Source organism: Shewanella sp. MTB7 (assembly GCF_027571385.1).
GTDB lineage: Bacteria > Pseudomonadota > Gammaproteobacteria > Enterobacterales > Shewanellaceae > Shewanella.
Genome location: NZ_CP085636.1, coordinates 5,192,598 through 5,217,379, shown reverse-complemented (window position 1 = coordinate 5,217,379; position 24,782 = coordinate 5,192,598). Strand labels below are relative to the sequence as shown.

Annotated in this window: 20 protein-coding genes and 1 pseudogene; 18 read left to right on the top strand and 3 right to left on the bottom strand. The window is 46.2% G+C overall.

The window, feature by feature from the left end; translation table 11 throughout:
* The first annotated feature begins 21 nt into the window (after positions 1 to 21).
* From HWQ47_RS22650 to HWQ47_RS22590, 13 genes and pseudogenes are all read left to right on the top strand, one after another.
* Positions 22 to 471 carry an HI1506-related protein gene (locus HWQ47_RS22650; RefSeq protein ID WP_269968256.1) on the top strand — a complete coding sequence of 150 codons (450 nt, stop codon included), beginning with the start codon at positions 22 to 24 and terminating at the stop codon, positions 469 to 471.
* Complete coding sequence (locus HWQ47_RS22645; RefSeq protein WP_269968255.1) at positions 471 to 920, top strand: gp436 family protein; 450 nt, start codon at positions 471 to 473, stop codon at positions 918 to 920. The genes HWQ47_RS22650 and HWQ47_RS22645 overlap by 1 nt, the downstream gene beginning before the upstream one ends.
* Positions 920 to 1,336, top strand: a complete 417-nt coding sequence (locus HWQ47_RS22640) for a phage tail terminator protein (protein WP_269968254.1) — start codon at positions 920 to 922, stop codon at positions 1,334 to 1,336. The genes HWQ47_RS22645 and HWQ47_RS22640 overlap by 1 nt, the downstream gene beginning before the upstream one ends.
* Before the next feature lie 14 nt (positions 1,337 to 1,350).
* Entirely contained in the window at positions 1,351 to 2,256 is a 906-nt protein-coding gene (locus HWQ47_RS22635) for a phage tail tube protein (protein ID WP_269968253.1), read from the top strand.
* Positions 2,257 to 2,309: 53 nt separating this feature from the next.
* Positions 2,310 to 2,642, top strand: coding sequence for a hypothetical protein (locus HWQ47_RS22630; protein ID WP_269968252.1), 333 nt, complete (start codon positions 2,310 to 2,312; stop codon positions 2,640 to 2,642).
* Positions 2,643 to 2,647: 5 nt separating this feature from the next.
* Positions 2,648 to 2,998, top strand: coding sequence for a hypothetical protein (locus tag HWQ47_RS22625; RefSeq protein ID WP_269968251.1), 351 nt, complete (start codon positions 2,648 to 2,650; stop codon positions 2,996 to 2,998).
* Positions 2,986 to 5,892 (top strand): tape measure protein, encoded by a 2,907-nt coding sequence (locus HWQ47_RS22620; protein ID WP_269968250.1) that lies wholly within the window; start codon positions 2,986 to 2,988, stop codon positions 5,890 to 5,892. The genes HWQ47_RS22625 and HWQ47_RS22620 overlap by 13 nt, the downstream gene beginning before the upstream one ends.
* A complete protein-coding gene (locus tag HWQ47_RS22615; protein ID WP_269968249.1) occupies positions 5,892 to 6,500 on the top strand; it encodes a hypothetical protein in 609 nt (202 codons plus the stop codon). The genes HWQ47_RS22620 and HWQ47_RS22615 overlap by 1 nt, the downstream gene beginning before the upstream one ends.
* Before the next feature lie 37 nt (positions 6,501 to 6,537).
* The gene (locus HWQ47_RS22610) at positions 6,538 to 7,155 is read left to right on the top strand and encodes a hypothetical protein (protein WP_269968248.1); all 618 of its coding nucleotides are present in this window, start codon (positions 6,538 to 6,540) and stop codon (positions 7,153 to 7,155) included.
* A 1-nt stretch (position 7,156) separates the two neighbouring features.
* Positions 7,157 to 7,561, top strand: a complete 405-nt coding sequence (locus tag HWQ47_RS22605; RefSeq protein WP_269968247.1) for a DUF6950 family protein — start codon at positions 7,157 to 7,159, stop codon at positions 7,559 to 7,561.
* The gene (locus HWQ47_RS22600) at positions 7,546 to 13,056 is read left to right on the top strand and encodes a phage tail protein (RefSeq protein WP_269968246.1); all 5,511 of its coding nucleotides are present in this window, start codon (positions 7,546 to 7,548) and stop codon (positions 13,054 to 13,056) included. Before HWQ47_RS22605 ends, HWQ47_RS22600 begins: the two co-directional genes overlap by 16 nt.
* Positions 13,057 to 13,069: 13 nt before the next feature.
* Complete coding sequence (locus HWQ47_RS22595) at positions 13,070 to 13,447, top strand: hypothetical protein (protein WP_269968245.1); 378 nt, start codon at positions 13,070 to 13,072, stop codon at positions 13,445 to 13,447.
* Between the two features lie 214 nt (positions 13,448 to 13,661).
* A pseudogene (locus HWQ47_RS22590) lies at positions 13,662 to 14,138 on the top strand (transposase); the annotation flags it as partial.
* A 231-nt stretch (positions 14,139 to 14,369) separates the two neighbouring features.
* Here the strand turns inward: HWQ47_RS22590 and HWQ47_RS22585 are convergent.
* On the bottom strand, positions 14,370 to 14,729 hold the full coding sequence (locus HWQ47_RS22585; RefSeq protein ID WP_269968244.1) for a TraR/DksA family transcriptional regulator: 360 nt from the start codon (positions 14,727 to 14,729) through the stop codon (positions 14,370 to 14,372).
* 239 nt (positions 14,730 to 14,968) lie between these two features.
* Here HWQ47_RS22585 and phnN point away from each other — a divergent pair, with 239 nt between their 5' ends.
* Entirely contained in the window at positions 14,969 to 15,511 is a 543-nt protein-coding gene (phnN, locus tag HWQ47_RS22580; RefSeq protein ID WP_269968243.1) for a ribose 1,5-bisphosphokinase, read from the top strand.
* Positions 15,512 to 15,589: 78 nt separating this feature from the next.
* On the opposite strand, the gene ygfZ is transcribed toward phnN, so the two are convergent.
* The gene (gene ygfZ / locus HWQ47_RS22575) at positions 15,590 to 16,561 is read right to left on the bottom strand and encodes a tRNA-modifying protein YgfZ (RefSeq protein WP_269968242.1); all 972 of its coding nucleotides are present in this window, start codon (positions 16,559 to 16,561) and stop codon (positions 15,590 to 15,592) included.
* 149 nt (positions 16,562 to 16,710) lie between these two features.
* Positions 16,711 to 17,940 carry a phosphoglycerate dehydrogenase gene (gene serA, locus HWQ47_RS22570; protein ID WP_269968241.1) on the bottom strand — a complete coding sequence of 410 codons (1,230 nt, stop codon included), beginning with the start codon at positions 17,938 to 17,940 and terminating at the stop codon, positions 16,711 to 16,713.
* Positions 17,941 to 18,115: 175 nt separating this feature from the next.
* Between serA and HWQ47_RS22565 the strand changes: the two genes are divergently transcribed.
* The 4 genes from HWQ47_RS22565 to HWQ47_RS22550 all read left to right on the top strand — a co-directional run bounded on the left by HWQ47_RS22565 (position 18,116) and on the right by HWQ47_RS22550 (position 24,728).
* The gene (locus tag HWQ47_RS22565; protein ID WP_269968240.1) at positions 18,116 to 18,718 is read left to right on the top strand and encodes a DUF2238 domain-containing protein; all 603 of its coding nucleotides are present in this window, start codon (positions 18,116 to 18,118) and stop codon (positions 18,716 to 18,718) included.
* 311 nt (positions 18,719 to 19,029) lie between these two features.
* Positions 19,030 to 19,695: a helix-turn-helix transcriptional regulator gene (locus tag HWQ47_RS22560; RefSeq protein ID WP_269968239.1), complete on the top strand. Its 666-nt coding sequence runs from the start codon at positions 19,030 to 19,032 to the stop codon at positions 19,693 to 19,695.
* Between the two features lie 804 nt (positions 19,696 to 20,499).
* Complete coding sequence (locus HWQ47_RS22555) at positions 20,500 to 21,552, top strand: porin (protein WP_269968238.1); 1,053 nt, start codon at positions 20,500 to 20,502, stop codon at positions 21,550 to 21,552.
* A 41-nt stretch (positions 21,553 to 21,593) separates the two neighbouring features.
* Positions 21,594 to 24,728: an ExeM/NucH family extracellular endonuclease gene (locus HWQ47_RS22550; protein ID WP_269968237.1), complete on the top strand. Its 3,135-nt coding sequence runs from the start codon at positions 21,594 to 21,596 to the stop codon at positions 24,726 to 24,728.
* Positions 24,729 to 24,782: the final 54 nt, after the last annotated feature.

Here is a 24,782-nt window from a genome sequence, read left to right as displayed (position 1 = left end):
TTCTATCGGAGGAACCATTAAATGACCAAATCAATGTCTACGGGTGCAGATAAACAACGCCTTGCTGTTATCACCTGTTTTGCGCACCACGGTTATCGGCGCGCGGGTGTCAGTTTTTGCAAAGGTGAGAACACATTCAATGTCGATGACTTTAGTGAGTCACAGCTGGCACTGCTTCATGACGACCCAAGGCTTAAGCTCCAGTTTGTGGAGGCTGACGCATTACAAGCAAAGGGCTCAGACGTTAAGGCGAATGAGCAAGGGCTTATGGTACTGAGCTTTGCCGAGGCAGTCTTAACGCTAGAACATGACAATAAAGACCACTTCACCGGTGATGGTAAACCGCAATGTGATGTGCTGAGCAGGTTGATGAGTCAGCCTATCTCTGCCAGTGAGCGTGACCGTTTGTGGGCTGAGCATCTTCAAAGCAATGGCTCATCAACACAAGCCGCCAGTCAGGATACAGAATAATGCCTGGCTCAGTGCCTGCCTGCATGGTCTACGCCACCAGTGCGCAGATGATTGCTCGATTTGGTGAGGATGAACTTGTCTCGCTCACCGACCGTGATGGCAGTGCGGAGGGGATTGTTGGCAGCGTGCTCGATGTGGCCCTTAACGATGCCACGGCACTTATTAATGGTTACCTAGCCGGACGCTACACCCTGCCATTAGTGACCGCGCCTGAAATGCTTGAACGTCTCAGCTGTGATATCGCCCGTTATGGTTTGTATGACAACGGCGCAAGTGAGCAAGTGAGTAAGCGCTTTGATGACGCGGTGCGCTTTTTGGAAATGGTGGCGGCAGGAAGAATAACCTTAGGTATTACAACCGAAGGTGATAGCCCAGTCAGTAATGATTTGCCCGCCATTGAGAGTGATGGTGCGGTGTTTAATCGCCGTCAATCTACAGGCTTTATCTGATGCTGGATTTAGTCACCCCGCTTATCACCCAACTCGCCCCACAAGGAGAGCTTTGGTTGGAGGTCGAAGGGCTGCTTAAGCTTTCTGAGTTGGATGATAAAACGCCGAGGCGTTTGCCCAAACTGTATGTCATTGAGATGTCCGAGCGGGCCACACCAGATGTGCGTGGCTCAGGCCCTTATCTGCAGACAGTGCAATTGGAACTCGGGGTGGTTGTCGTGATGGCCAGTATTAATGATAAGAACCCCAGTTTAACGCCTATTCGGGAGCGAGTGCGTCAACGCTTGTTTGGTTGGCAACCTCATCATGAGGCAGAGCCTTTGGCATTAGCCGGTGGCAGTTTACTCAAAATAGGCAGTCATTATGTGGCCTGGCTTGACCGATTCATAACCGAATATACAGAAGATGTGAATTAACGCAGGAGAATAACATGGCTCGTAAATTTGCTAAAAAAGCCCTGGTCTTTGCCAAAGAGGCAACGTATGGCGTTGATGCTATTGCCGCCGCTGAGCCCAGTGTGGCGGTATTGGGGCGCGAGGTTAAAATCACGCCGTTAGCCGGTGAAAATACGGCGCTAAAATACGACGATGGCAACCTAGGTAATAGTGCTGAGATTGAGACTGAAACTTATGTGTCACTAGAGTTTGGTGTCGATTGGGCTGGCTCTGGTGCAGCCGTGACGCCTGCGGCCTATGACAAACTGTTAGGGGCGTGTTTGAGAAAAACCACCGTCAAAGCAGACAGCGTTGAGCAAAGCATTGATGAGAATGGGACAGACTCTGCCACCTTCTATTTCTATATGGATGGCACCCTGCACGCATTAGTCGGGGCACGAGGGAGCTTTAAATTAGAGGCCAAAGCCAAAGAGTTTCCTAAGCTGATGTTCACCTTTACCGGTTTGTTTGTGCCTGTGAGCGCGGCAGTACTTCCTATTACCGATTTCAGTGCCTGGCAAACCCCGATGAAGGTGGGCGCCGCTAATTCTGCGTGCAGCTTAGGTGGCAGTGCTATCAAGCTGATTAGTTTCGAGTACGACCAAGGCAACGAAGTCATTCATCAAGAGTATGTGGGCCATGAAGAGGTGTTAATTACCGACTATGCCCCAAGCGGGAAACTGGTATTTGAAGCAGCTTCGTTGGCCTCTTTTGACCCCTTTTCCTCCAATACCCAGGTGCTGACGTTTGAGCTGTCACATGGCGTTGCCAATAACCTAGTTATCTGGAAAACCGCGCAGTTGCAGTTGGGCCGCGCTGAGTATGGCGACCAAGATGGCACGCTGACCTATGAGCTTCCTATTCGTCCATTGAGCAATGTTGATGTGCTTATCAATAAGTAGCTCACCGCTCACTGAGTGCCACTTAAAAGTTATCGCTAAAAATAAGGAATGACATGTTCACATTTACCCCAACGCGCCTTGTTAAACACTGGCCAGCCATCATCAAGTTGTCGATGGATAACGGCAAGGTGGAGGAGATAGAGATAAGTCTCGATTTTAACCTGCTGCCTGTCGATGACTATATGGCCCATCTCAGCGAGAGCAATCATCGGCTATTCGATGCCATTTTGGCAGGGTTTGATGGCATTGCCGGAGGCGATAAAAAACCGTTAGCAGACACGAAAAAGAACCGTGCCGCCCTCTATCAACATGCCCCCTTTACCGATGCGTTATTGCATGCCTATCGGGCGGCTAATTCAGGTGAGGCCGCAAGAAAAAACTCGTAGATGGGGTGCGGGAACTCTATGTTCGTACTCCAGTATCGCAAGCCGAGCAACGTCAAATTGATGAGGAAATGTCTCTGTTGGGCATAAAAGCCACAACCACGATAGAGCAACACATTGAGTTTTGGGATGAACATCAAACAGCCATCACCTGGTGGCTGCAAGTGCAAGACTTGATGCGTTACAGCTATGGCCCTGGCATTGCGGTTTGCGAGGGTTTAGATGTCTTAGCGGTGAAAGCGGACAGTGAGCTGAGCGGCACAGAGTATGACAAGCAAGATTATCAAAAGCTCAGACTCATCGCACATACGGTGACCACCATTTTTAACGACAAAGCAGGGGAAACATGGGTGATTTAAAGCTAGCGTTGACCTTAACTGCAGATGGCAAACAACTGATTGGTACTGTCAAAGGTGCAGATCGTGTCGTATCAGACTTAAATACCCGCTTGAACCGTACCGCTCCAGCAGGTAACAAGGCTGCGCAAGGGTTAGCGAAGGTGCAACGCCAGGGCGATGCGGCAGGCAAATCACTCAAACGCATGGGCAGTTATGCCGTTGGTGCGTTTGCTGGATTGTCAGCCATCAATCTAGGGCAAAAAATCACTCAGGATTTAGCGGCCTTTCAAGATATCCGTACCCGCCTGCAGAGCTTATCTGGAACAACCGCTGCCTATGCTGCCAATGAAGAATACCTGATGCAGATCACCCGAGCGCACCACAAAGAGCTAATCCCATTAGCGGATAACTACGCGGCGTTATTGAATCTGCAAGATTCAGGTCTGCTCACTCAAATTCAAGCTCGCACAATACTAGAAGGTATGAGTAACGCTCAATCTGCACTGGGAGCGAGCTCTAATCAGTTAGGTCAATCCATGTATGGCCTGTCTCAAGCGTTAGCTTCGCCCATCGTTCGCGCCGAAGAGTTGAATCAATTGGTTGAGCCTATGCCTGGTCTGCTGAATAAGATGGACAGAGCAGCTGGCCTACCTGCAGGTGGCTTCAGACAAATGGTGCTTGATGGCAAGGTCACTGCAGATTTCTTACGTAACAACCTTATCAAGGCGCTTGGCGAATATGATGGGGCTGCAGCCGCGACGGCTAGCAACATCAGCGCCCAGTCTCGTGACATGAAAAATGCCTATCAGCAGCTTATTGTCGCCTTTGAAACCCCGATTAATTCAAGTTTAACCCCTGTTTTATCCACTCTTACTGAAGGCTTAATGTGGTCGACGGACAATGCTGAACTGCTGATGGATGTGTTAGGCGGCGCGTTAGTCATTGCCATGAGTCGTACCAGTGCAGCTGCCGTGAGTGGAGCTACTGCATCATTGAGTAAAGCACGCGCCGATGGCGTGGCAAGAGCGGCGGCCATCAGTGGGGCTCAAGCAGAGCTGCAAAAAGCGATGGCGCAACGCAAAGGGGTACTGACATCCGGCCAAGCTGTTGTTGCAGATACGCGGTTAACCGCCGCAAGAGCGGCGCTCACGGCCGCAACAAATCGGGCGACGTTTGCCACTCGCGCCATGAATGGGGCGATGAGTTTAGCCGGTGGGCCAGTGGGCGTTGTCATGATGGCTGCGGCAGGGATTGCCTATTTTGCTATGCAGGCTGATGAGGCAAAAGAGCCAGTCTTAAATTTGGCTGAGGAAGTTGCAAAGCTTAACGGTCAATTTAAGGCGCTTAGCCAGCAAGAACGTCAAATCAAAATCAGTAAGCTCTCCACTCAGATGAAAGCCTGGCGCAGTGAATTGATTAAAACCAATGCTGAAATGGAGCGAGTCAATGGTCATGCTTTGTTGTTGAGAGGAACACCTGGTGAGCTGCAATCGCACGTTAAACTCGATGTTTTGAAAACCAAAGCCAGTGAATTAACCGACAAGTTGACTGAAGCGAGTGCGACACAAAAAGCGTTGTTTGATCAAGGTTTACCTAACATTGATAAGCAACCCACAACGATAAAGAACAAAAAACCGGTCGATAAAGCCCAACAACAGCTGCTGGACAGGTTAACCAAGCAAAAGCAGCTTTATGGTGAAGTGAGTGAAGCGGCTAAAGTGCGCTATGAGATTGAATATGGCTCGCTGAAAAAACTCGATCCCGCCATTAATGCCCAAATATTACTTGAAGCCAAAGCATTAGATGCGAAGAAAAAAGCCGCTGTTGGAACCAAAGAAGCGGCAGATGCAGTGAAAGAACAAGAAAAACAGCTTAAGAGTTTGTTGGCGGTATTAGATCCACTGACGGCAGCAAGCAATGAGGTGGCCGACAAGGAACGCTTACTTAAAATCTACTTTGAACAAACTAATGTGCCACTGGAAAAACGCCGAGCCCTGCTTGCCGCGTTGAAGGAAGAGTATGCAGCACCACAGGAAACAAGCGAGTTTGATCAACTGCGTGGCAATTTAGATCCTACTTTCAGTGAGAATCAAAATTACAGTGAGAACCTAGGGATATTGAATGATGAACTGCAGAACACGCCAGGATCTGAAGCCCTTAAACGTAATCAGATAAACCTGTTGATTGAAGCTGAGCAGCAGCGCCATGCAATGGCGATGAGTGAGATTAATGGCGGTGTATCCACTCAGTTCGATGCCATGTGGTCAGAGTCCTTCGATAGGTTTGCTGCAGGCATTGGTAGTGCAACTGCAGATGCACTGTTCGAGTCGAAAAACTTTGGTGATGCCATGATGAGCATAGGCAAAGGGGCGTTGAAAAGTGTGGTTGCCGGATTGGTTGAAATTAGCGTTAAGAAACTGGCAATGGCGGCGATAGAACAGAGCATCATGACAACGTCAGCGGCGACAGCGACCACCACAGCAGCGGCCACTGGAGCTTCAATCACGGCGTCGATGGCTCCGGCAGCCGTTACTGCATCGATAGCGACCATGGGCGGTGCGCCCTCTTTCGGGATGATGGCCATGATGGCTGCGATGGCACTTATTCCATCCATCATTGGTCAATTTCATGGTGGCGGAACCATCCCCCGCGAAGGTACCTATCTCCTCGATGGTGGCGAGACGGTCTATACCCGCAACCAACAGCAAACCTTGATGAACGCGATGACAGCGAGTTCAAGCCCGAATAAAGGTGGGCGTAATGTCTCGATTGAGCAGCACAACACCATCGTGGTAAATAACCAACGTGATGTGGACACCTTAGAGCAAGTATTACCTGAGCTGGTCGCACTAACGAAATCAGCGGTGGTTGATGACTTAAATCAACGCGGTGACGTGTGGCAGGCTGGGGGCTAATGATGATACTCGCCTTTCCCACCGATATTCATCCCACCAGTTGTGACTGGCGTTTAGTGCCTCGCACCATGGTATTTAGCAATCCCTTTAATGGCACCCGTCAGACCATGAGCCTGCCTGGCGCTTACTGGCAAGCTCAGCTCTCTTTTAGCAACCTGAGTCGTGACAAAGGGGCAGAGCTTCATGCCTTAGTCAGTCAGTTACGGGGGCCATCTGGACGGATCCAGTTGTGGGATCATGCTTTTGCTTCACCCCGCGGTTTAGCTGGCGGAAATGCGGTGGTCAATGGTGCTAACCAGTTAGGTGGACAGCTCAATATCAGTGGTGTCACGCCATCCATGCGTTTTTTGCGTTTGGGTGATTACTGTCAGATAGCGAATCAACTGGTGATATTAACCCGTGATGCCATGGCGGATAGTCTAGGTAATTGCCTGCTGACGTTCGAAGCACCACTGCGTTACTCCCCCGTCAATGGCTCACCCATCATCACTCAACAAGCGAGCGCAGTCATGATGTTAAAAGATGACAATCAGGGCGGTCGACGCTCATCTAAACGCTTAGTGCTTTCAGGGTTAACACTCACTTTTATTGAGGATGTGAGTCAATGAACCCTATAAACGTAATACCAGAGAGGAGGCTAACACCATGATTGAATTTGCCAGTCCAGAGATGCAGCAATACCTACGTCGTCGTGACATGAGTGCTATTTTGATGACCGAGTTGGATTTTGAGTCTGGCTGGCTGCGTTGTCACAGTGGTGTTGGAGATGCCATTTGGCAGGAGCATACGTTTAAGGGCACGGGCGTGCTGGGGAAAGTGGGGGCGGTGAAACAAGGCAGCAAGGTTCAGCCTCATCGTCTTCGCTTTACATTATCGGGAATACCAAAGGAATTGGCTGCCGTTGCCCTAGGTGAAAAATATCAGAATCGCCACGGCGCGTTGTATCTCGCAGCACTCGATCCCTATAGCAATATTGTGGCTGTCGATACGCTGTTTGCTGGTCGCATGGATGTCATGAATGTGCGCATTGCTAACCCATCAACCATTCAACTCGATTTAAATAGTCGCGGCGTCGATTGGAAAAACTCACGTAATCGTCGTTACACCCACGCAGACCAAATCTCTCGATATCGTGATGATAACTTCTTTGAATTTGTCTCCCAAATGGCTGAAAAAGAGATCCACTGGGGCGTACCAGGCAAAGTTGTTGGGGGAAGCGGGGGCAGTAACCGTGGCTCAGGTCGAACACAGAGGATGAAATAAGATGGTGCAATTTGAAGCCTTTATTGCCGGAAAACGTGACAGACCTTTTGCTTGGGGTAAGCAAGATTGTTGCTTGTTCGCTGCGGATTGGGTGCGCCTTGTCACAGAAGTTGATCCAGCACAGGTCTTAAGAGGTAAGTACCGTACCGAACTGGGCGCTAAACGTGCCCTCAAACGAGCAGGTTTTAACGCTATTGAGGAGATTGCTAACGACCGTTTGGGTCAGTCTCTCGCACCACTGCAACTCACACGGGGGGATATCGCCTTGGTGATGAATCATGTCGATGAGCCAACATTGGGCATTGTGTGGGGAGCAATCGTATGGGTCATGACGCCCAGTGGTGTGTCTCATTTAGCGGTGGATGAAGTCATTAAAGGCTGGAGGGTGTCATGCCGCCAGTCATAATCGGTATTGCCGTTGGTGTGGCAGCTGCCGGAGCGGTGTCCGTTGGCGCTGCGATTGCGATTGGGGTGGCCGCTGCTGCCTTCAGTTATGCAATGACACCCTCGGTGTCAGCACCTAGCTTTTCCAATGAGGCCTATGCGCAGCAGCAGATGTTGCGCAGTCCGGCGGAAGCACGCCGCGGTATTTATGGCCGTGCAATGGTCTCTGGCCCGCTCATTTTTGTGGAAGAAAGCGGAAATGATAATGAATATCTACACCTCGTTATCGCGTTGGCTGGTCATCAATGTGATGCCATCGAAGAGGTCTATTTTGGGGATGATCTCGCTTGGACGCCTGCAACCGGTATGGAAGGACAGTATCGCAACGATGCGATGGTTAAAGCGCATTTAGGCGATCAAACAACCGCTGATAGTACCTTGGTTGCTCAATGCCTGGCCTGGACAGATAAACACATTGGTTATGGGATCACTTATCTGTATGTGCGTCTTAAGCACAATAATGAAGTGTTTCCCAATGGCGTGCCGAATATCAAGGCGCTGGTGAAAGGGAAGCGAGTGTACGATCCGCGTTTAGACAGCAGCGCTGGCGGTACTGGTAGTCACCGATTTGATGATGATTCTACCTGGCAGTGGAGTGAAAACTGGGCCTTGTGTGTGCTGGACTATACCTGTTTTGAATCTGGTGTGGGTGCATTGCCCAGCGAGGTTGACTATGTCAGCTATGCGAGTGCTGCGAATGACAGTGATCAACAGGTGGAATATCAAAGTGAAGAGTTTGAACGCCGTTATTGCTGTAATGGGACTTATAATCAAGATACCAGTCCGGCCTCTGTATTAGAGAAGTTACTGTCTGCTGGTGCGGGTATGCAGGTCTATGTCGGCGGGAAATATCATCTTTATGCTGGTGTGTATCAAGGGCCTACAGTCGTCACGCTGAATGAAGATGATTGTGCGGGTGAGATTGATGTTCGCCCGTATACACCCAGAGCCAGTTTATGCAATGCAGTGCGAGGCACCTTTGTTGACCCTGATAACTTTTATCAGCCTACAGATTTCAGCCCGTATGAGTCAGATTATTATCGGGCCCAAGATAATGATGAATATATCGATCATGATATAGATCTGCCGTTCACTCAGTCTAACTGGACTGCGCAGCGTCTGGCTAAACTTCATCTCGAAATGAACCGTGCAGGTATGCAGGTCACGTTCCCTTGTAAGATGATTGGTTTGTCGGTTTCGGTAGGCACGGTTGTGCAGTTGCAACTGCCTGAGCTGGGGATCAATGGCACCTTTATGGTGGCTGATTGGGTATTTGATTATGGGAAGCCAGTTAACCTTATTTTACGTGAATCAACCCCAGCAATATTTGATTTTGCTATGGGAAGTTATACCCAGCGAGATTTAGCTGCCAATACGTATTTACCTAACCCTTCGAATGTTCCCACAGTCCGCAATCTGATGTGGCAAGCGCTTGGGGATGACGCTAACTGGCAGGGAGTGCTTAGCTGGTCTGCTCCAGGTGAAAATTCGAGTTATCGATATCGTCTCGAAGTGGCAAACACCACAGGCGATCTGGTTTATCAGGCCAATCCGGACATCCCTCGCGATCATATCCCTAAACTCGATGCTGGTAGTTATCACATCAGCGTATGGGCGGTGAACATGTTTGCCAATCGCTCCAACGTGGCGGCCATGTTATCTATAGGAGCCAGCGCGCCCCCGCCGGTAGTGGGAATTGAGGTTAACGCGGGGCCGCTTGAGTTACTGTTACGTCCAACCACCTCAACCTTAATCGCCAATACCACAGAGTTTGAGGTCATGGGAAGCTTAAGCAATGACCTTAACGGTGCCGCTGTAATAGGCAAAGGTAAAGAAGTTATCTGGCCGAGTCGCAGTCCTAATACCAGTCATTATATTTGGGCTCGCTCAATTAATAATTTTGGACACAGTGCCTGGTTCGGCCCTGTATTGGCGCAAACCAGTGATGATCCAACCGCCATTCTTAATCTGATTGAAAACGAGATAGGTGCGCGACTAGGTGCTTATACCTGGTTTGCTTGGGCTGATGATAACGAAGGAGCGGGGTTTACTACGGACAGCACTTTATCTGATGGCAAAGCTTATATGGGGGTTGCTAACGAGAAGAGCGTCGCCACCCCAAGTGGAAATTATCAAGATTATGCCTGGTCTCGTATAGCTGCTGATATTGGGAGTATTTTTACTCCAAGTGAAGAGCTTGCGCTTGATAATCTGATGGCTGGCAAGTTGCCTGGCGGAAGCAAAGACTTGTTAGCCCTGCAAGATGCGTTAAATAACAACTCGCTGTCTAATGATTTGCTTGATGCTAATAAACTGCTTAATCAGGGGATCAATGCAGATAGCTTAGGCGGTGAAACGCCTACGGGGGCACAGGCTAAGGCTGATGCTGCTAAGAGTAGCGCGATATCTACAGCGGCCAATGATGCCACCACCAAGGCTAATAATGCTCAAAGTGTTGCCGAGGCCAATGCTGCGTTAGATGCTTTGAATAAGGCTGCGGCGGCGCAAGGTTCTGCTATTGCGGCTTCGGTTGATATTGAGCTGGTAACAACGGGGGCCGTGGTTGCCACGGGTCGCAGCGTGGCAAGAACGGGGAGCTATCAAGGTGATTGGTCTTCACAAGCTTATTCTAAAGAGTCATTCACAGGTGGTGCCGTTGCCTCTTGTACCATCGCCAGTGGTAATGCGGGGGCGATCCGCTTTATGTTTGGTTTAAATGCCGATCCCAGTTCTAACGCTAGCTATAACACTCTTGATTATGCGTTTTATCCCACGAATAGTTTGTATTATGTCTATGAAGGCGGGCTAAGCAAAGGGATGGTGTTAGCAGTAGCCCCAGTGGTTGGTGACACCTTATCTGTGGCTTATGACGGCACTCAGGTTAAATACTTCATTAATGGCGTGGTGGTGCGAACGGTGAGTGCCCCAGTAAACCTTAAACTTTATATGGACTCCTCTTTTGTAAATGTTGCGGCGGGTATCCGTAACATAAATTTACAGCCATTATCTAACCTCAACGATGCCCGTTTATCTGCCAGTACCGATGCGAGCAATAAGGCGAACAGTGCGCAAGCCGCTGCGGAGACTTATGCATTATCCAAAGCTAATTTAGCCGAGGCAAGTGCCAGTAGTTATGCGTTATCGACACTTGATAGTCGTTTAACGCTGGTTGAGTCTGGACAGCTGAAAAACAGTTTATCCAAATCGGGTTTACCCCATTATCAGCGATTAGTCGTCTATGGTGATTCTAATCGGTATTACCCAGTGATCATCCATGGTGGTGATCAGTACGCGAACCGTAATATTAAGATATGGAGAAGTTATTACGAGCAAGGGCCAGATGATTGGTGGATACCGACTCACAAAGGCTCTCTCATGTTGCATTGGGAGGGGAATTTTGGCGGCTGGGGAGGCGCTACATATAAGTCACACCTTGTGCAGAATGCCTCAACTTATACAACGTTGTTGGCCGATCTCTTCCACTGCAATAATAATAAAAGCTTTTGTTTTATGCTGCGTGGCGGTGGGCCTGGTGGCGCATCGTATCATTTTGGCAGTGATCAGCCGTTAAATGCTACGCCTTATTACAATCAAGACTTGTATTATGACCATTCAAACAACAGTTATGATTCTTATGCCCCAGCCTCGGTCACAACCCTTAATCTTGAGCGTTTAAATGCGGTATTAATGGGCAATATCACCATTCAATATTTGATTGGTTATGCTGCTCAATTTGCCCAGTTAAAATCAAAAATGGCGAATTTTGGTGGACTTACAGCTGAGACTATTGCTGCCTTAGCGATTGCCACTATTCATCTGCAAGCCAATGCAGTGACGGCAGATAAGTTGCAAGTTGACATCGCATTAATTCAGAAGTTGATTGCAGACCAAGGGTTATTTAATCAAATTCAGGCCCAGTTTGGCCAATTTGGCGGGTTAGCGGCCAATGCCATAGCGGCTAAGGCCATTACCACTGAAAAGCTCGATGTTCGTGCCCGAAATCTTGTGAATAACTTTACAGCGACGGGAGAGACAACGGGTTGGTCTACAAAGCCGTTAGTTAATCATGTGCATAAAGGTCAAACCGTGAAGGCTATGCAGGTTATTACTTCCGGTAATTACCAAGGTCTCTCAAGTTACTTTGATATTGACCACACCAAAATCTATGAAGTGAACTTTAGCATTTATCGTAAAAGTGGCGGCGCAACGGGGACGCGCTATTTTGGTATGCATGCGACAGGGGGGCCGGATGGCAGTGTCGAATACTATAATGCGAGCACTAGGAGTGGTGGGTCATCCACGACTAACTTTTATTTTTGGTCGGGTGATATTGCTACTGGAGCAACACATCAGATGCGCGGTTATATCGTCGGCAGTGAAGTGGATATTGCCGCTGTGCCTGACTCACTTAATGTGTGGTCAATTTGTAAATTAAAACCGGGTACTAAGCAAGTTAGGTTAAGGGCACTTAATTACTATAACGCTGGAGTGAACACTGAGGATTACTGGTTTAACCCTTCAGTGACTGACGTTGGCGGCGGTATTATTTCGGCAAATCAGTTCCTGGCTAACACAGGTCTATTCAACACGTTAAAAGCTAAATTGGCCAGCTTTGGAGGCTTAACGGCCAATGAACTGTCAGTTGATACCGCGCTTATTACAAAGCTTGTAGGTACATCAGCTCTGTTTAATCAGTTAACGGCCCAACTTGCAACCTTTGGCGGCTTAACGGCCAATGCTATTGCCGCTGATGCCATCGAGGGACGCCATTTTAAGGCGAGTCAGTTGATTGAATCCCCCATCATTCAGGGCGGTGAATTTCGTCTTGTCGGCACTGGCTTCATGAAAGTGATGCGCGCGACTCCGTTTGGACCTGATGGTCTGGTTGAGTGGTACGGGCCTAAGTTGCTCACGGGGACAAATCCTAACTACAACGCACTTAAAAAGTCGAACGCCATTACATATCTTTCGGCTAATGGTGATGCATATTTTGGTGGAACTTTGTCGGCAGGCGTCTTTAAAAATGGTGGCACTGTCACCGTTAAAACCCCATACCCGAGCAATAGCTATCCGCTGACTATTGGCCCTTTTGGTACTAATGGTAATAGTAAAACGGTGGTGGTTTCATTCTATCTCTCGGCCTCTTACTCAAGTACAAGTAATAGCACGAATCCTGCACAGCCTAAGCTTAGCTGGCAATTACAAAGGAAGATTGGAAGTGGGGGATGGAGCACGATATCCAGCGGAATATTTAACGGCACTACGACAGTTGAGTATGACCAGGAAACGAATCGTTACCACAGCTTTGAACATTTAAGCGGTTCATCGACCACTGTAGATAACAACACCAGTACCAATGATTTTCATTACCGGATAAAAGTCATTAGTCAGATACGTTTTCATGCGACTCAAAATATTCACAATCAAAATCTAACCCTGTTAATTACTGAACAATAATCAAGGAACCATTATGTCTTTACTATTAGAGCAATTAACCCTCGCATCAAGCCTTACTGTGCAAAACCCTTGCTTGGTTATCACACAACTAGCCACAAGTAACAGTGCGAATATTAGTGAAAGCCTCAATGATGATAATGAGGTTTTATCTCATGAAGGTGGGACACATAACTGTAATTTCCAACTGGGAGTATTTGCTAGTGAACAGGCAGTTACCGATAAATTACCACCGATTGATACGTATAGAGAGGGTCGTCACGTTAAAGTCTTTCAGTTACGTCTAGATGATGAAACTTATACTGACTTAACTCCCAGAGAAGCGGCCTATGCTTACTTATTAGGCTTGCCTGAGTTTGCTGAGGCGACTACGAGTAAAGAGGTGGATATCTAGTATGAATAAAAGCCCTAACATTTTACTGAGGCTTTGATTATTTATATTCCATAATCGGAAGAAGACAATCAAATTAGTAAACGGGCACCATACTGCACCAGGATCTCTTGTGGTTGTTATGCTTTAAGTATTTTAAAGAGAGTTTCAATATATAAAAAAGAAAGTTTTCACAGTTTTCTCACTCTTTGTTAAAAGTTTTCGCGCGCGGCATCATCAAGCTTTGCTTGATGAGGCTGCCGTTCTGGCTTGTATGGCCTATGTTGACTTAAACCCTATCAGGGCTAAAATGGCTGATAAGCCAGAGGAATTTAACCATACGAGTATTCAACTTAGAATCAAGTCAGCTATTAAAGGTGAGCAGCCTAGTGCTTTACTGCCTTTTGTAGGCAATGAGCGTAAGGACCTCCCTAAAGGATTAATGTTCAGTGCCAAAGACTACCTATAGCTGGTTGATGATACAGGGCGTATTGTTCGTAATGACAAGCGCGGTGCAATAGGCGGAACCTCTTTACAGATACTCCAACGACTTAATATTCCAGCAGAAAACTGGATAAAACTCACTACTGAGTTTAGTCGATTATTTTAAGGTGCAGTAGGAACGCTTGAAAAACTCGATACCTACTGTGAGCACTTAGAACGTAAGCGAAGGCAAGGTGCTGCAAATTGTCGACGATGGCTAGATAGTACTTAACAAAACCGCTTAGTTACTGAACACTATGATTAATAAAAGCTTACCGAACTTATGTTCGGTACTTCGGTTGTCTACTCACAGATCAAATAGCCGATATTTTGGTTTTCGATAATGGTTTCACACTGATAAATGTTTTGTGGAGTGTGATTTCAATATAATACCTAGGTTTATTTAGTCGAGGGTCTTGAAAGGTAAATAATCTTGGATGGCCATATTAAAGAGGGCTGCTACCTAACAGTTTTCAGCCTCACTTTGACACTGAATACACATCTCAGCTACAGGGTGTATCGTTAGCCTGCCCAGCCCAATTGACTCGCCACACTCAAGGCAAAAGCCATACTCCTGTGTGTCGAGGAATATCCGCTTGATACGCACTATATGTTGTTGCATCAGTGCCTCACTGGCTTGTGCCATCTCCTGTTGCTGAATGGCATCGATGCGCGAAACCCGCCCAACAGCTTGCTGATCTAGCATCACTGGTGCGCTGCGTTCATGGACTAATTCAAGCTGTTGTTCAAGCTCGGTGAGCTCAAGCTTTAGTTTGGCCAGTAACTGCTGTTTTTCGTTTTCACTAAGTTCAGCTTGTTTCAAAATGTTCTGCCCTCGATAGAGTGGAGTAACTATCAAGCTAGCGTGATAATCAGGGGCTGTAAAGCCGAGCCCTTGTTGATCGCAGCTATTGATCGCTAGTAGGTATAAGCTATCTCAAGTTTGTTTCGAAGTCTGCTTAAGGCATTTCTGCTGCGGAGTTTGCAGCATTTGCTATGGGGGATATGTTATCTTCAGGCGAGTGGTTATGGATCCAGAGTTAAGGTGAAGAGGGTAAAGGTATGGGCAGGTTGTTTTATGTGATGGGGCCGTCGGGATCAGGTAAAGACACGTTTATTCAGGCTGTCAGAGCAAAGTGGCCAGATGTCATATTGTACGCTCATCGCTATATCACTCGTAGTGCTGCTGCGGGAGGCGAAAACCATATTGAGTTATCGGAGCCAGAGTTTTTGTACCGCAAAAAGATGGGGCTGTTCTCGGTTGATTGGCAGGCGCATCAACATTATTATGCTGTTGGAAATGAGATCGATAGCTGGCTCAATCAGGGCTTAGATGTGGTGATTAATGGTTCGAGAGAATACCTAGGTCAAATGCAGAGTAAGTTCGGTTATCGACTCTTTCCTGTGTTGATGCAGCTTGATGAGGCGACGTTAGCTGAACGGCTGCGTTTGCGGGGCCGGGAAACCGATACGCAAATCATTGAGCGCTTAGCACGGGCCAAAGCCTATCCTCTTGTACTGCCTAAGCAGGCCGTGGTTATCGATAATAGTGGCAGTATTGAAGCCTCTCTAGAACAGTTCTCAGACTATTTCCGCACTCTGTAACCAGCAGATTAATTCTGAGAAAGAAAGGCGCCCTAGGCTTCTTTCTTTCTCGCAACTCCGCAACTCGTCATTTATAGCTTAAACTAAGGGTTGCTCTTCAAGTGAGTAGGGCAGTGGTTGAATCGTCAGACTTGAGTTTTCATCACCTGCTACTCTGAGCACGGCTGAGTTTTCGGTGTCATTTGGCAGTACGGCGGTGAATAACACCTGATTGTCAGATTGAATCAGCTCGATAATTGCCCCCACTTTCTTAAAGTCATCTTCAATGGCCAGCTCTAAGCGACTCTCTAAGGTGAGTGGTTGTGAGCTGGTACCAGATAGAATGTAGAGGGCACGCTTATTACCGCCACGGTATTTCATGCGTGCGATGGTCTCTTGACCCATGTAGCAGCCTTTTTTGAAGCTGATGCCGTCAATGGCTTGAACGTTACACATCTGAGGCACAAATTGACCTTGATGTGAGGCGCCAATATTTGGCAGGCCAGCTTGGATCTCCTGAGCCTGCCAAACGCTTTGATCTTGAATTGGCTGATTAATTGAGTTTATTAGTACTTCTGCGGCAGTTTTTTCTATTACGATGATAAAGCGCTTTCCATCTTTAAGCAGTACGCCGCTAGGAATCTTGGTGAGCGCTTGGCTGATTTCGCCGAAGTAGTTGTTAATCCACTCCTGTGCCTGTTCGCCCGCAACACCTAAGATAGTCCAGTTGGCAGTCACATCGGCAAGATCGGCCTTACTGAACACGGCATACTTAGCCAACTGAGGCAGATCTGCTGCTAGGGTGTCTAATGGCATCATCATGAATAATGCATCTCCAACAGCAAAGGTTCTGAAGCAAGCTAACATTTTACCTTTAGGATCGCAGTGTGCTCCCCAACTCCACTGATTACTTTCTAGCGAGCTGACGTCTGTGGTGATTTGGCCGTGAATAAAGCTGCGGCCCTGCTCGCCTGTCACACTCATCAGTCCCATGTGAGACAATCTTGCAAAGATGAGTTGTGCTTGCGGTTCGCTTGAATTCCAACAGGGCTGAGAAACTGACTGGGTCATATCATTATCCAAAAAGGGCGTTAAGTGGTGAAGAGTGTAACGCCAATCGGCGTCTACTTAAATGAAATAACCCGCATAATCGATAAATTATACGGGCTATTATTTAGGAGGATTTGCCACTATCGTCGCATCTCCCTTTTAGTATGGAATTAGTGAAGTAGACGAGTTCGAATAGTGCCTTCGATAGACTTCATCTGTTCGAGTGCTTCTTCAGCTTGATCGGAATCGACTTCCATTACCACGTAGCCAATTTCAGCCGAGGTTTGTAAATATTGAGCAGCAATGTTAATGCCCTTCTCTGCAAACGCTTGGTTAATCTTGATCAACACACCTGGACGGTTGTGGTGAATATGCAGCAAGCGGGACGCATCTTTATGTGGTGCTAGTGAGACTTCTGGGAAGTTCACTGCGGTCACTGTCGAGCCGTTATCTGAATACTTAGCTAACTTACCGGCGACTTCTATACCGATATTTTCTTGGGCTTCTTGAGTACTTCCACCCACATGTGGCGTTAAGATGACATTATCGAGACCACGTAGGGGACTGGTAAACTCATCATCGTTAGACTTAGGTTCGACTGGGAACACATCAATGGCCGCCCCAGCTAACTTTTCAGCTTTAAGGGCCGAGGCTAAGGCGTCGATATCGACAACCGTACCGCGAGAGGCGTTAATTAAGATGCCACCTTTTTTCATATAAGCCAGTTCTGTTGCGCCGATCATATTCTTGGTCTGCGGGTTTTCTGGTACATGTAAGCTCACCACATCGGCAAGAGACATTAGCTCTTGCATCGAATGAATTTGCTGGGCATTCCCCAGTGATAACTTATCTTCGATATCGAAGAAAATCACTCGCATGCCTAGTGTTTCAGCCAAAATACCCAGTTGGGTACCAATATGACCATAGCCGATAACACCGAGCGTTTTACCGCGGGCTTCGAAACTACCACTTGCACTCTTGAGCCATCCGCCACGATGAGCCATGGCATTTCGCTGAGGTATACCGCGGAATAACATGATGATCTCACCGAGTACCAGTTCAGCCACACTGCGTGTGTTGGAGAATGGGGCATTAAATACAGGTATACCAAGTTTCTCAGCCGCCTTAAGAGCGACCTGATTCGTGCCGATACAGAAGCAACCAATCCCGACCAGTTTTTCTGCCTGGCTTAATACCGCTTCAGTTAACTGAGTGCGTGATCTCAGTCCAACAAAGTGAGCATCTTTTATCGATTCAATTAACTCGTCTTCCCCAAGAGATGCCTTGTGGTATTCAATATTGCAGTAACCAGCACGCTTGAATACATCTACTGCAGATTGGTGGACGCCTTCCAAAAGCAGGATCTTGATCTTATCCTTGTCCAGCGAATGTTTCGTCATGATTTAGGTAGCCTCTTCAATTATTGGTATTATGTTGTTTTAGGTTATTTTTATATACAGTCTATTACTCTAGAGTAAATTAGCACTTTTTTTGTTCAGAGTGGAGGGCTAGATGGCTAAAGTTATTATTCTGATCACAAAACAATAGAGATTATACATTTATGAGGTTCTTATTTTGAATAAACAGCATATTTGGTTGGCTATATTCTTCTCCGTCCTGATTTGGTCCGCTATTGATCCTAAAGATCAATTCACTTGGTTTTTGGAAGTTGCTCCGGTGTTAATTGCATTACCTTTGTTGGCTTTGACTCGAAAAAGGTTTCCATTAACGCCCCTGCTCTATGTTTTGATACTGATCCATTGCGTCATTTTGATGGTGGGCGGGCACTATACCTATGCCGAAGTGCCTCTGTTTGATTGGTTGGCAGACGTTTCGGGTAGTGACAGGAATAATTACGACAAGCTAGGTCACTTTGCCCAAGGCTTTATTCCTGCGCTTATCGCTAGGGAGGTTTTTATTCGTAATGAAGTACTGAAATCGGGCTCTTGGTGCAACTTTATCTGTGTCTGTTTTGCCCTCGCACTGTCGGCATTTTATGAACTAATTGAGTGGTGGGTTGCGCTACTAACCGGTGAAGATGCGGAAGCTTTCTTAGGTACTCAGGGCTATATCTGGGATACACAGTCCGATATGGGGATGGCTTTGTTTGGGGCTATCTTGGGACTGCTGTTTTTGGTGACAACCCATGATAAACAGCTGTCACAGCTGAAGGGATAAAACTATTATCTTTAGGTTTGCCTCTTAGTCTGAGGTAAATCTCACTGCTAAGAATCTGATTTTTTTAAAGTTTGATTCTTATCAAAAAAGGTCATCGGATGGTGAGTTTGGCTAATAAGTATTCCGTAATCATTTGATAATCGTTTGATGATTTTTCACTATGAGGGGAAACTAATGCTATTCAAACCAATGAAAACGAGACAGAATGGTTACATGTGTTGGCTTTATGTTTGAAAGATCAATAGAGCCTAATTGTTCATATTGGCCAAATTGTTTACATTAGTTAAGAAATTTTTCAGGGAGAAGAATGGATGGGTAAAGTTGATGAGCTGGTTTTTATCCATCAGGTATCAACGCCATGTAATTTGGCTATTTTAGCTGAGTCTATCGGATTGAAGACTCGGGTGATTAAACAGGTTTACGAACTTGATCCCGCAAGTGTTCGTAACAGCTTCTACCTTATTGCTCAAGAAGGCGCAGCGCTAGACAATAGAGGGATCCCCTTACTCGCTATTCGCCTTGTTCCCCATGTTCCAGTTGCTCTGTATCAGGTCAATAGAAATACGTTAGATCCCTCATCTGCTCTCTTGTTGGGGATCCGTGGCTTGCTCTATTCAGATCAGCGTATGGATCTTATGTTGACGGGATTAAGAAAGATGGTTGCGGATGAGCTTTGGTATGATCGCACCTTGATCAGTAAAATGTTTCGCAAGTTGGTCGAACGGTTAGAAACCAGTGATGAGTATTCTCAAAATGCGGAAGATATATTACAAATATTGACCAAACGCGAACGTACTATTATTCGGCTGGTATCCAGCGGCGCTCGAAACCGGGAGATCGCCGATGATTTATGCATCAGCGAACATACCGTAAAGGCCCATATCTCCTCTATTTTCAGAAAGACTCACTCCCGTAATCGGGTAGAGTTACTCCGGTGGGCGCAAAACTATGCTGAACACTTGGCCCTCAGTTCTTGAGCTAAGTTTTAATAAAATCAACCTCAGATCGGTTTAACGTATCACTGAAATTACGTTAAATTCAGCCGTTGTGATTAAGTTGTGGCTCATGCCCTTTGAGTTGATAAGTCACTGACCCTCCTTCTTGCATTAAGCATACCTAACTCTCACAAAGCTATCGTATTTTCGTGTCAGCTTACGAAGCTTTACAACAATGTTTTTATAATCCGTGAGTTATGAAGTGCATTGCTACTTGTTGAATCAATAAGCTCTAAATTTGTTAGCTTGCTTTTCAGAGTAAAAAGTAACTGCATAGTGGTTCCTATTGAGGAATGAAAACAGCACCATATCCTTAATATTACAAAACACATTCACTAAGTTGTCCATTCCAGTTTAATATTTAAACGTTTAAACAAAATCCCTGAAAGCTTAATTTGTGTGACAGGTGTCAAGTTAATGAGTATTTCTAATTTTTTTGCAGCAGATAGTTATATCCGCTCTCTTATTTACTTTTCCATATTGAAATAAACAACTTTCAACTATTCGGTTGTATAAAATAATTACTTTGAGCATTACTGTGAACGCTGACAGGTAAATTATTAATAGAGTGTGAGATGATTTGCGGGGAAGTGTTTATAAGTGATTGTTAATATTGCAAGTATGTGATCAGTGTAAACATTTCCAAACTAAGTATTTTGTTACCGAATAATCACACTTAATAATAAGCATCATGTTGTGAAAATGTTTAATTTTGACGTGTGTACATCTTTTTCTATCTATTAGGGTTGGTAAAACCAATCTTTAACTCATATGGAAGTAGTAGCAATGTTTAAAAGAACAATCATTGCAATAACACTGTCGTCTTCATTTGTTATGGGGATTTCGCAGGCCGCGACAATACACACCAATGATAATGGTGATCACATGAATATTTATGGTGAGGTAGGTGTTGGTGGGCATATTGGTGCCAACAGCGATTATAATCACGATGAATTTTATGATGCCAAAAGTTATGTAGATGACAGTTTTGCCACTCTAGGCATCACTGGGCAGCATTCACAATTCCTTTACCGTCTCGAAGTCGATTATCAGCGAGAAAACTGGTTAGGTGGTAGTGGTGAATTAGCATTAGCTATCGATAAACTGTACTTAGGCTATGCCTTTGATGAAAATCAATGGGTTGAATTCGGTTTAACCGATACGGCGTTTGACGATTATGATCATTTTGGTGATCTTACCTTCAATAAATCCATTGAAACAGGTGAAGCTGGGGATCAAGAAAATACCATAAAGTATCAAGCTGAATTCACTAATTTACGTTTTGGAGCCTCGTATACCTATGAGGGGGAACATAAAGCGGGTGATTTTCAGGGAGATATTGTTAATGGATATTTTGGCTATTTCACTGACTTTTTCTCAGCTGTTGTAGGGGCTGAAACTCGTGGTGGTTCAAACGGTATTAGTAAATACGGTGAACAACAACTATTGGGGTTAGGTGTACGATTGACTGTTCTGCCAAAACTGATGCTCGGTTTTAATGGATTCATTGAAGATGAAGACATCGCCACTCACCGCTCTGGTGAAACTTATTTAGAGTATGAAACCTTTCGTAACTACGGTGCAATGCTCTCCGCAAAATATCAAATTAACGATGCTTGGGAACTGATCAGTTCTTACAACTTTGAACGGTATGAAAATTGGGACATAGAGGGGCCTAATTATGATTATGAGCTACTCCCACCAGTCTTTGGTAAAGAGCGAGTTTGGGGCAGTTTAGGCTTCAATTTCCGACCAGGACGAAGTATTGAGCTTTCACTAGAAGGCCGTGTCGGGGAGGCTCCTGAAGCCGCCTATGCCTATGTCCGGATGTTTTTCTAACCGGAACCATACCAATTATAAAGATACAGGTAGCGTTTAATATGAAAAAAAGCATTATTTGTCTGGCCATTGCCAGCGCAATTTCCACTGGAGCTCAGGCTGGGGTTAACGACCTGCTCATTACTGAGATTGTGCAAAACGAAAAAAATCCCGCTATGGGATCTATAGAGATAACGAACACCCATGCTTCTGAAGACTTTACGTTTACAGATGTAACTAAAGCTGTAGTTCTTGCTAGTGGTAAACATTCTAACGATTTAAAAAATCCTGATGGCAGCCTATTACTAACCGGTTTTACCATCCCAGCAGGTAAATCGGTGGTGCTATTAAATAGTGGTGCCACTGAGAGCTATAAAGCGCAGATAGAAGCCGCTGGCGGCACTTATCTGGTTGGTGAAGGGAGTGGCAACTATGACAATGTGTATATCAATGGTGATGATAATTTTCTCTTAAAGCATAATGGCCAAATCATTGACATCGTAGGCCCTAATTCACAATATACCGATTGGGCACTCGATAGCACATTCCAGCGCCGAGTTACCGCTGAAGGAGCTACTCCTGAGCAATCGGCTACATTTGATGATACGCAGTGGTTAAATACTAGCCCTGCAGTTACTACAGGTATGGGTTCTCCCGTATTAGCACCTAAGTATGAGGCGCCTGAGGTTTTTGTCTGTGAAGTGACCCATAGCATTGGTGAGATCCAAGGTTCTGGCGCCGCATCAGAGTTTGTTGGGGAGACAGTGATAGTCGAAGGCGTGGTGGTTAAATCAGAGAAGATCCCAATTTCTGGATTGTACATTCGAGATCTCGTTTCAGATAATGATCCGCTGACATCTGACGGTATCTATGTTTCCTTCAAAGGTGATGGTGATAGCTTAGAAGGTAAGACCATTTGTTTTGAAAGTAAGGTAGTAGAGCATTACGGTCATACTCAACTTTCCACTAATGATCCGTTAATCACTGATACAAGTTATACGCCTACTGATGCTGTCGATATTCAGGTTTTAGAATCCGACAATGGACTATTTGGCAACACCCTTGAGCGTTATGAGGGCATGCTAGTTCGCTTACCAGCTGATTTAAACCCTATGGTTGAAGGCAAGCAAGATATACGCGTTTCGAAAACCTTTGGATTTAACTACGATAGCTACCGTAACAACATATCTGCTGCTTATTTGCGTCCCAATATGCAACCTAACCAGCTTAATGTGGCTGGTAGCCCCGAAGCAATTGCAGCTCAGGCGCAAAATGATGACCATCGCTTAATCATCGAAAGCTCAGTAAAAGCACCGAATGGCCACATTCCTTACTACCCAGGTTTTTATGATGATCCTCAGCGTAACTATGTTCGCATCGATGACAGTCTTGTGGGTTTGGAAGGCGTAATAAGCTACAGCTATAATAATTTCAGCCTGACCGTGTCCAATGAACTTACATCGGCTAATTTTGTGCGTAATATTAAGCGCAGTGAAAAGCCTGATTTGAATAAAACGGCACCAGACGATCACTTTACAATTACCTTAGCGACCCAAAACCTGTTTAATTTCTTTAATTCTCCTTTCGGTGGCGATCAAAATAATTTTGGTCAAAATCGTGGTGCAGACAGTAATGATGAATATGAGCAGCAAAAGGCCAAATTAGTACAGGCAATTCTTAAGCTTGACGCCGATGTACTTGGTCTGATGGAGATGGAAAACAATGGCTTTGGCCTTGATAGCGCAGTCGCCGATTTGGTTAATGCTGTCAACAGTAACTACTGGGATGAGTACCCAGATGCTGAGCCACATGAGTCCACTGAAAATCGTTATGTGTTTGTTGGTTTCGATCACAATGGTAACCAAGTCTTTGATGAATTGGATTCCATTGGCTCCGATGCGATTACTACTGGTATTATCTATCGCCCCAGCAAGGTGAGCATTGAACGTACTCGAGTCATCGCTCTGCCTCAGCAAAAAGCGCCCAGTATCGTTAATGATTTCAATGAAATAATTAAAGACGATAAAGGTGAAATACTGGAAAGTGGTCAAAACTATAACCGTGATGCCTTAGTGGTGACTTTTATCGTTAACCAGACAGGTAAACGTCTGACTATGGCGGTAAACCATCTAAAATCCAAGGGCTCAACCTGTTGGGAGGAGTGGCAGGGCGTCGAGTTTGGTGATGCGACGGTCTGGGAAGATGATCCAAAGGATGCTGATAAGCAGGGTTCTTGTGAGAACTTGCGTGTAGCCGCAGCGGTTCGCTTGGGAGATGAGCTTGAGAAGATTGGCGGGGATCGCATCATTATCGGTGATCTCAATGCCTATGCTCAGGAAGATCCTATGCTGGTGTTAACCAGCAATCCCCGTAATAAAACCGTGATGACTGCTAGCCACACTTTCATCGATAAACAGCCGCAGTTTAATCCAGCGGGTGATCCTGTTGCTATCACCCATAGCTATGGCTATATCGATGTACTCGGGCTAAAAGCGAAGGAACGTGGCGAGACTCCTTGGAGTTATTCATACAATGATGAGGTCGGTTCACTGGATCATATCCTCATTAGCCCGTCATTGTCTGATCGTTTGATTGATGCCACTGACTGGCATATCAATGCGATAGAGTCCGCTTTGTATGATTACAACACTGAGTATAAAGCGGATGATCTACCTACACATTTCTACGCCGAAGATCAATTCCGCTCATCAGATCATGATCCTGCGATTATGTCCTTAAGTTACCAGCAGGGCGAAACCTATGGTGGTGATGCTGTTCGCTTGGCTCTGTGGGACAAGTTGATGACTGTGCCTTACTTGGTGCCGGGTGATATCGCGCAGGAAGGTGATATCGCAACAGTAAGTTTGACGCCGAGAAATGACGAAGACCGTTTGGACTTGAGTCAGTTGGTATTGCCAAATGTGGTACTCAAGCAAGCTGGGCAGTTATTGGTGGAGATGGAAGTATTTGGTGCCCCTGCAGCATTCTATCATGCCGATATGGAGCTACGTCGAGATGGCGAAGTCGTGCCAGGTTCACAGACTAGCTTGCTTATCGAAGTGAAGAGTCGTGACACCCTAGTGCCTACTTTGGTCACTGAACCAAACGATAGCAGTGGCGGTACTACCGGTTTTATCGGTTTGCTATCTCTGTTAGGTCTGGCTGGATTACGCAGGCGTTTCTTCAACCGAGGTTAATTCTATTCAACATCGTTGACCGCCCAGATGCCACGCATCTGGGCGGCAAAATTG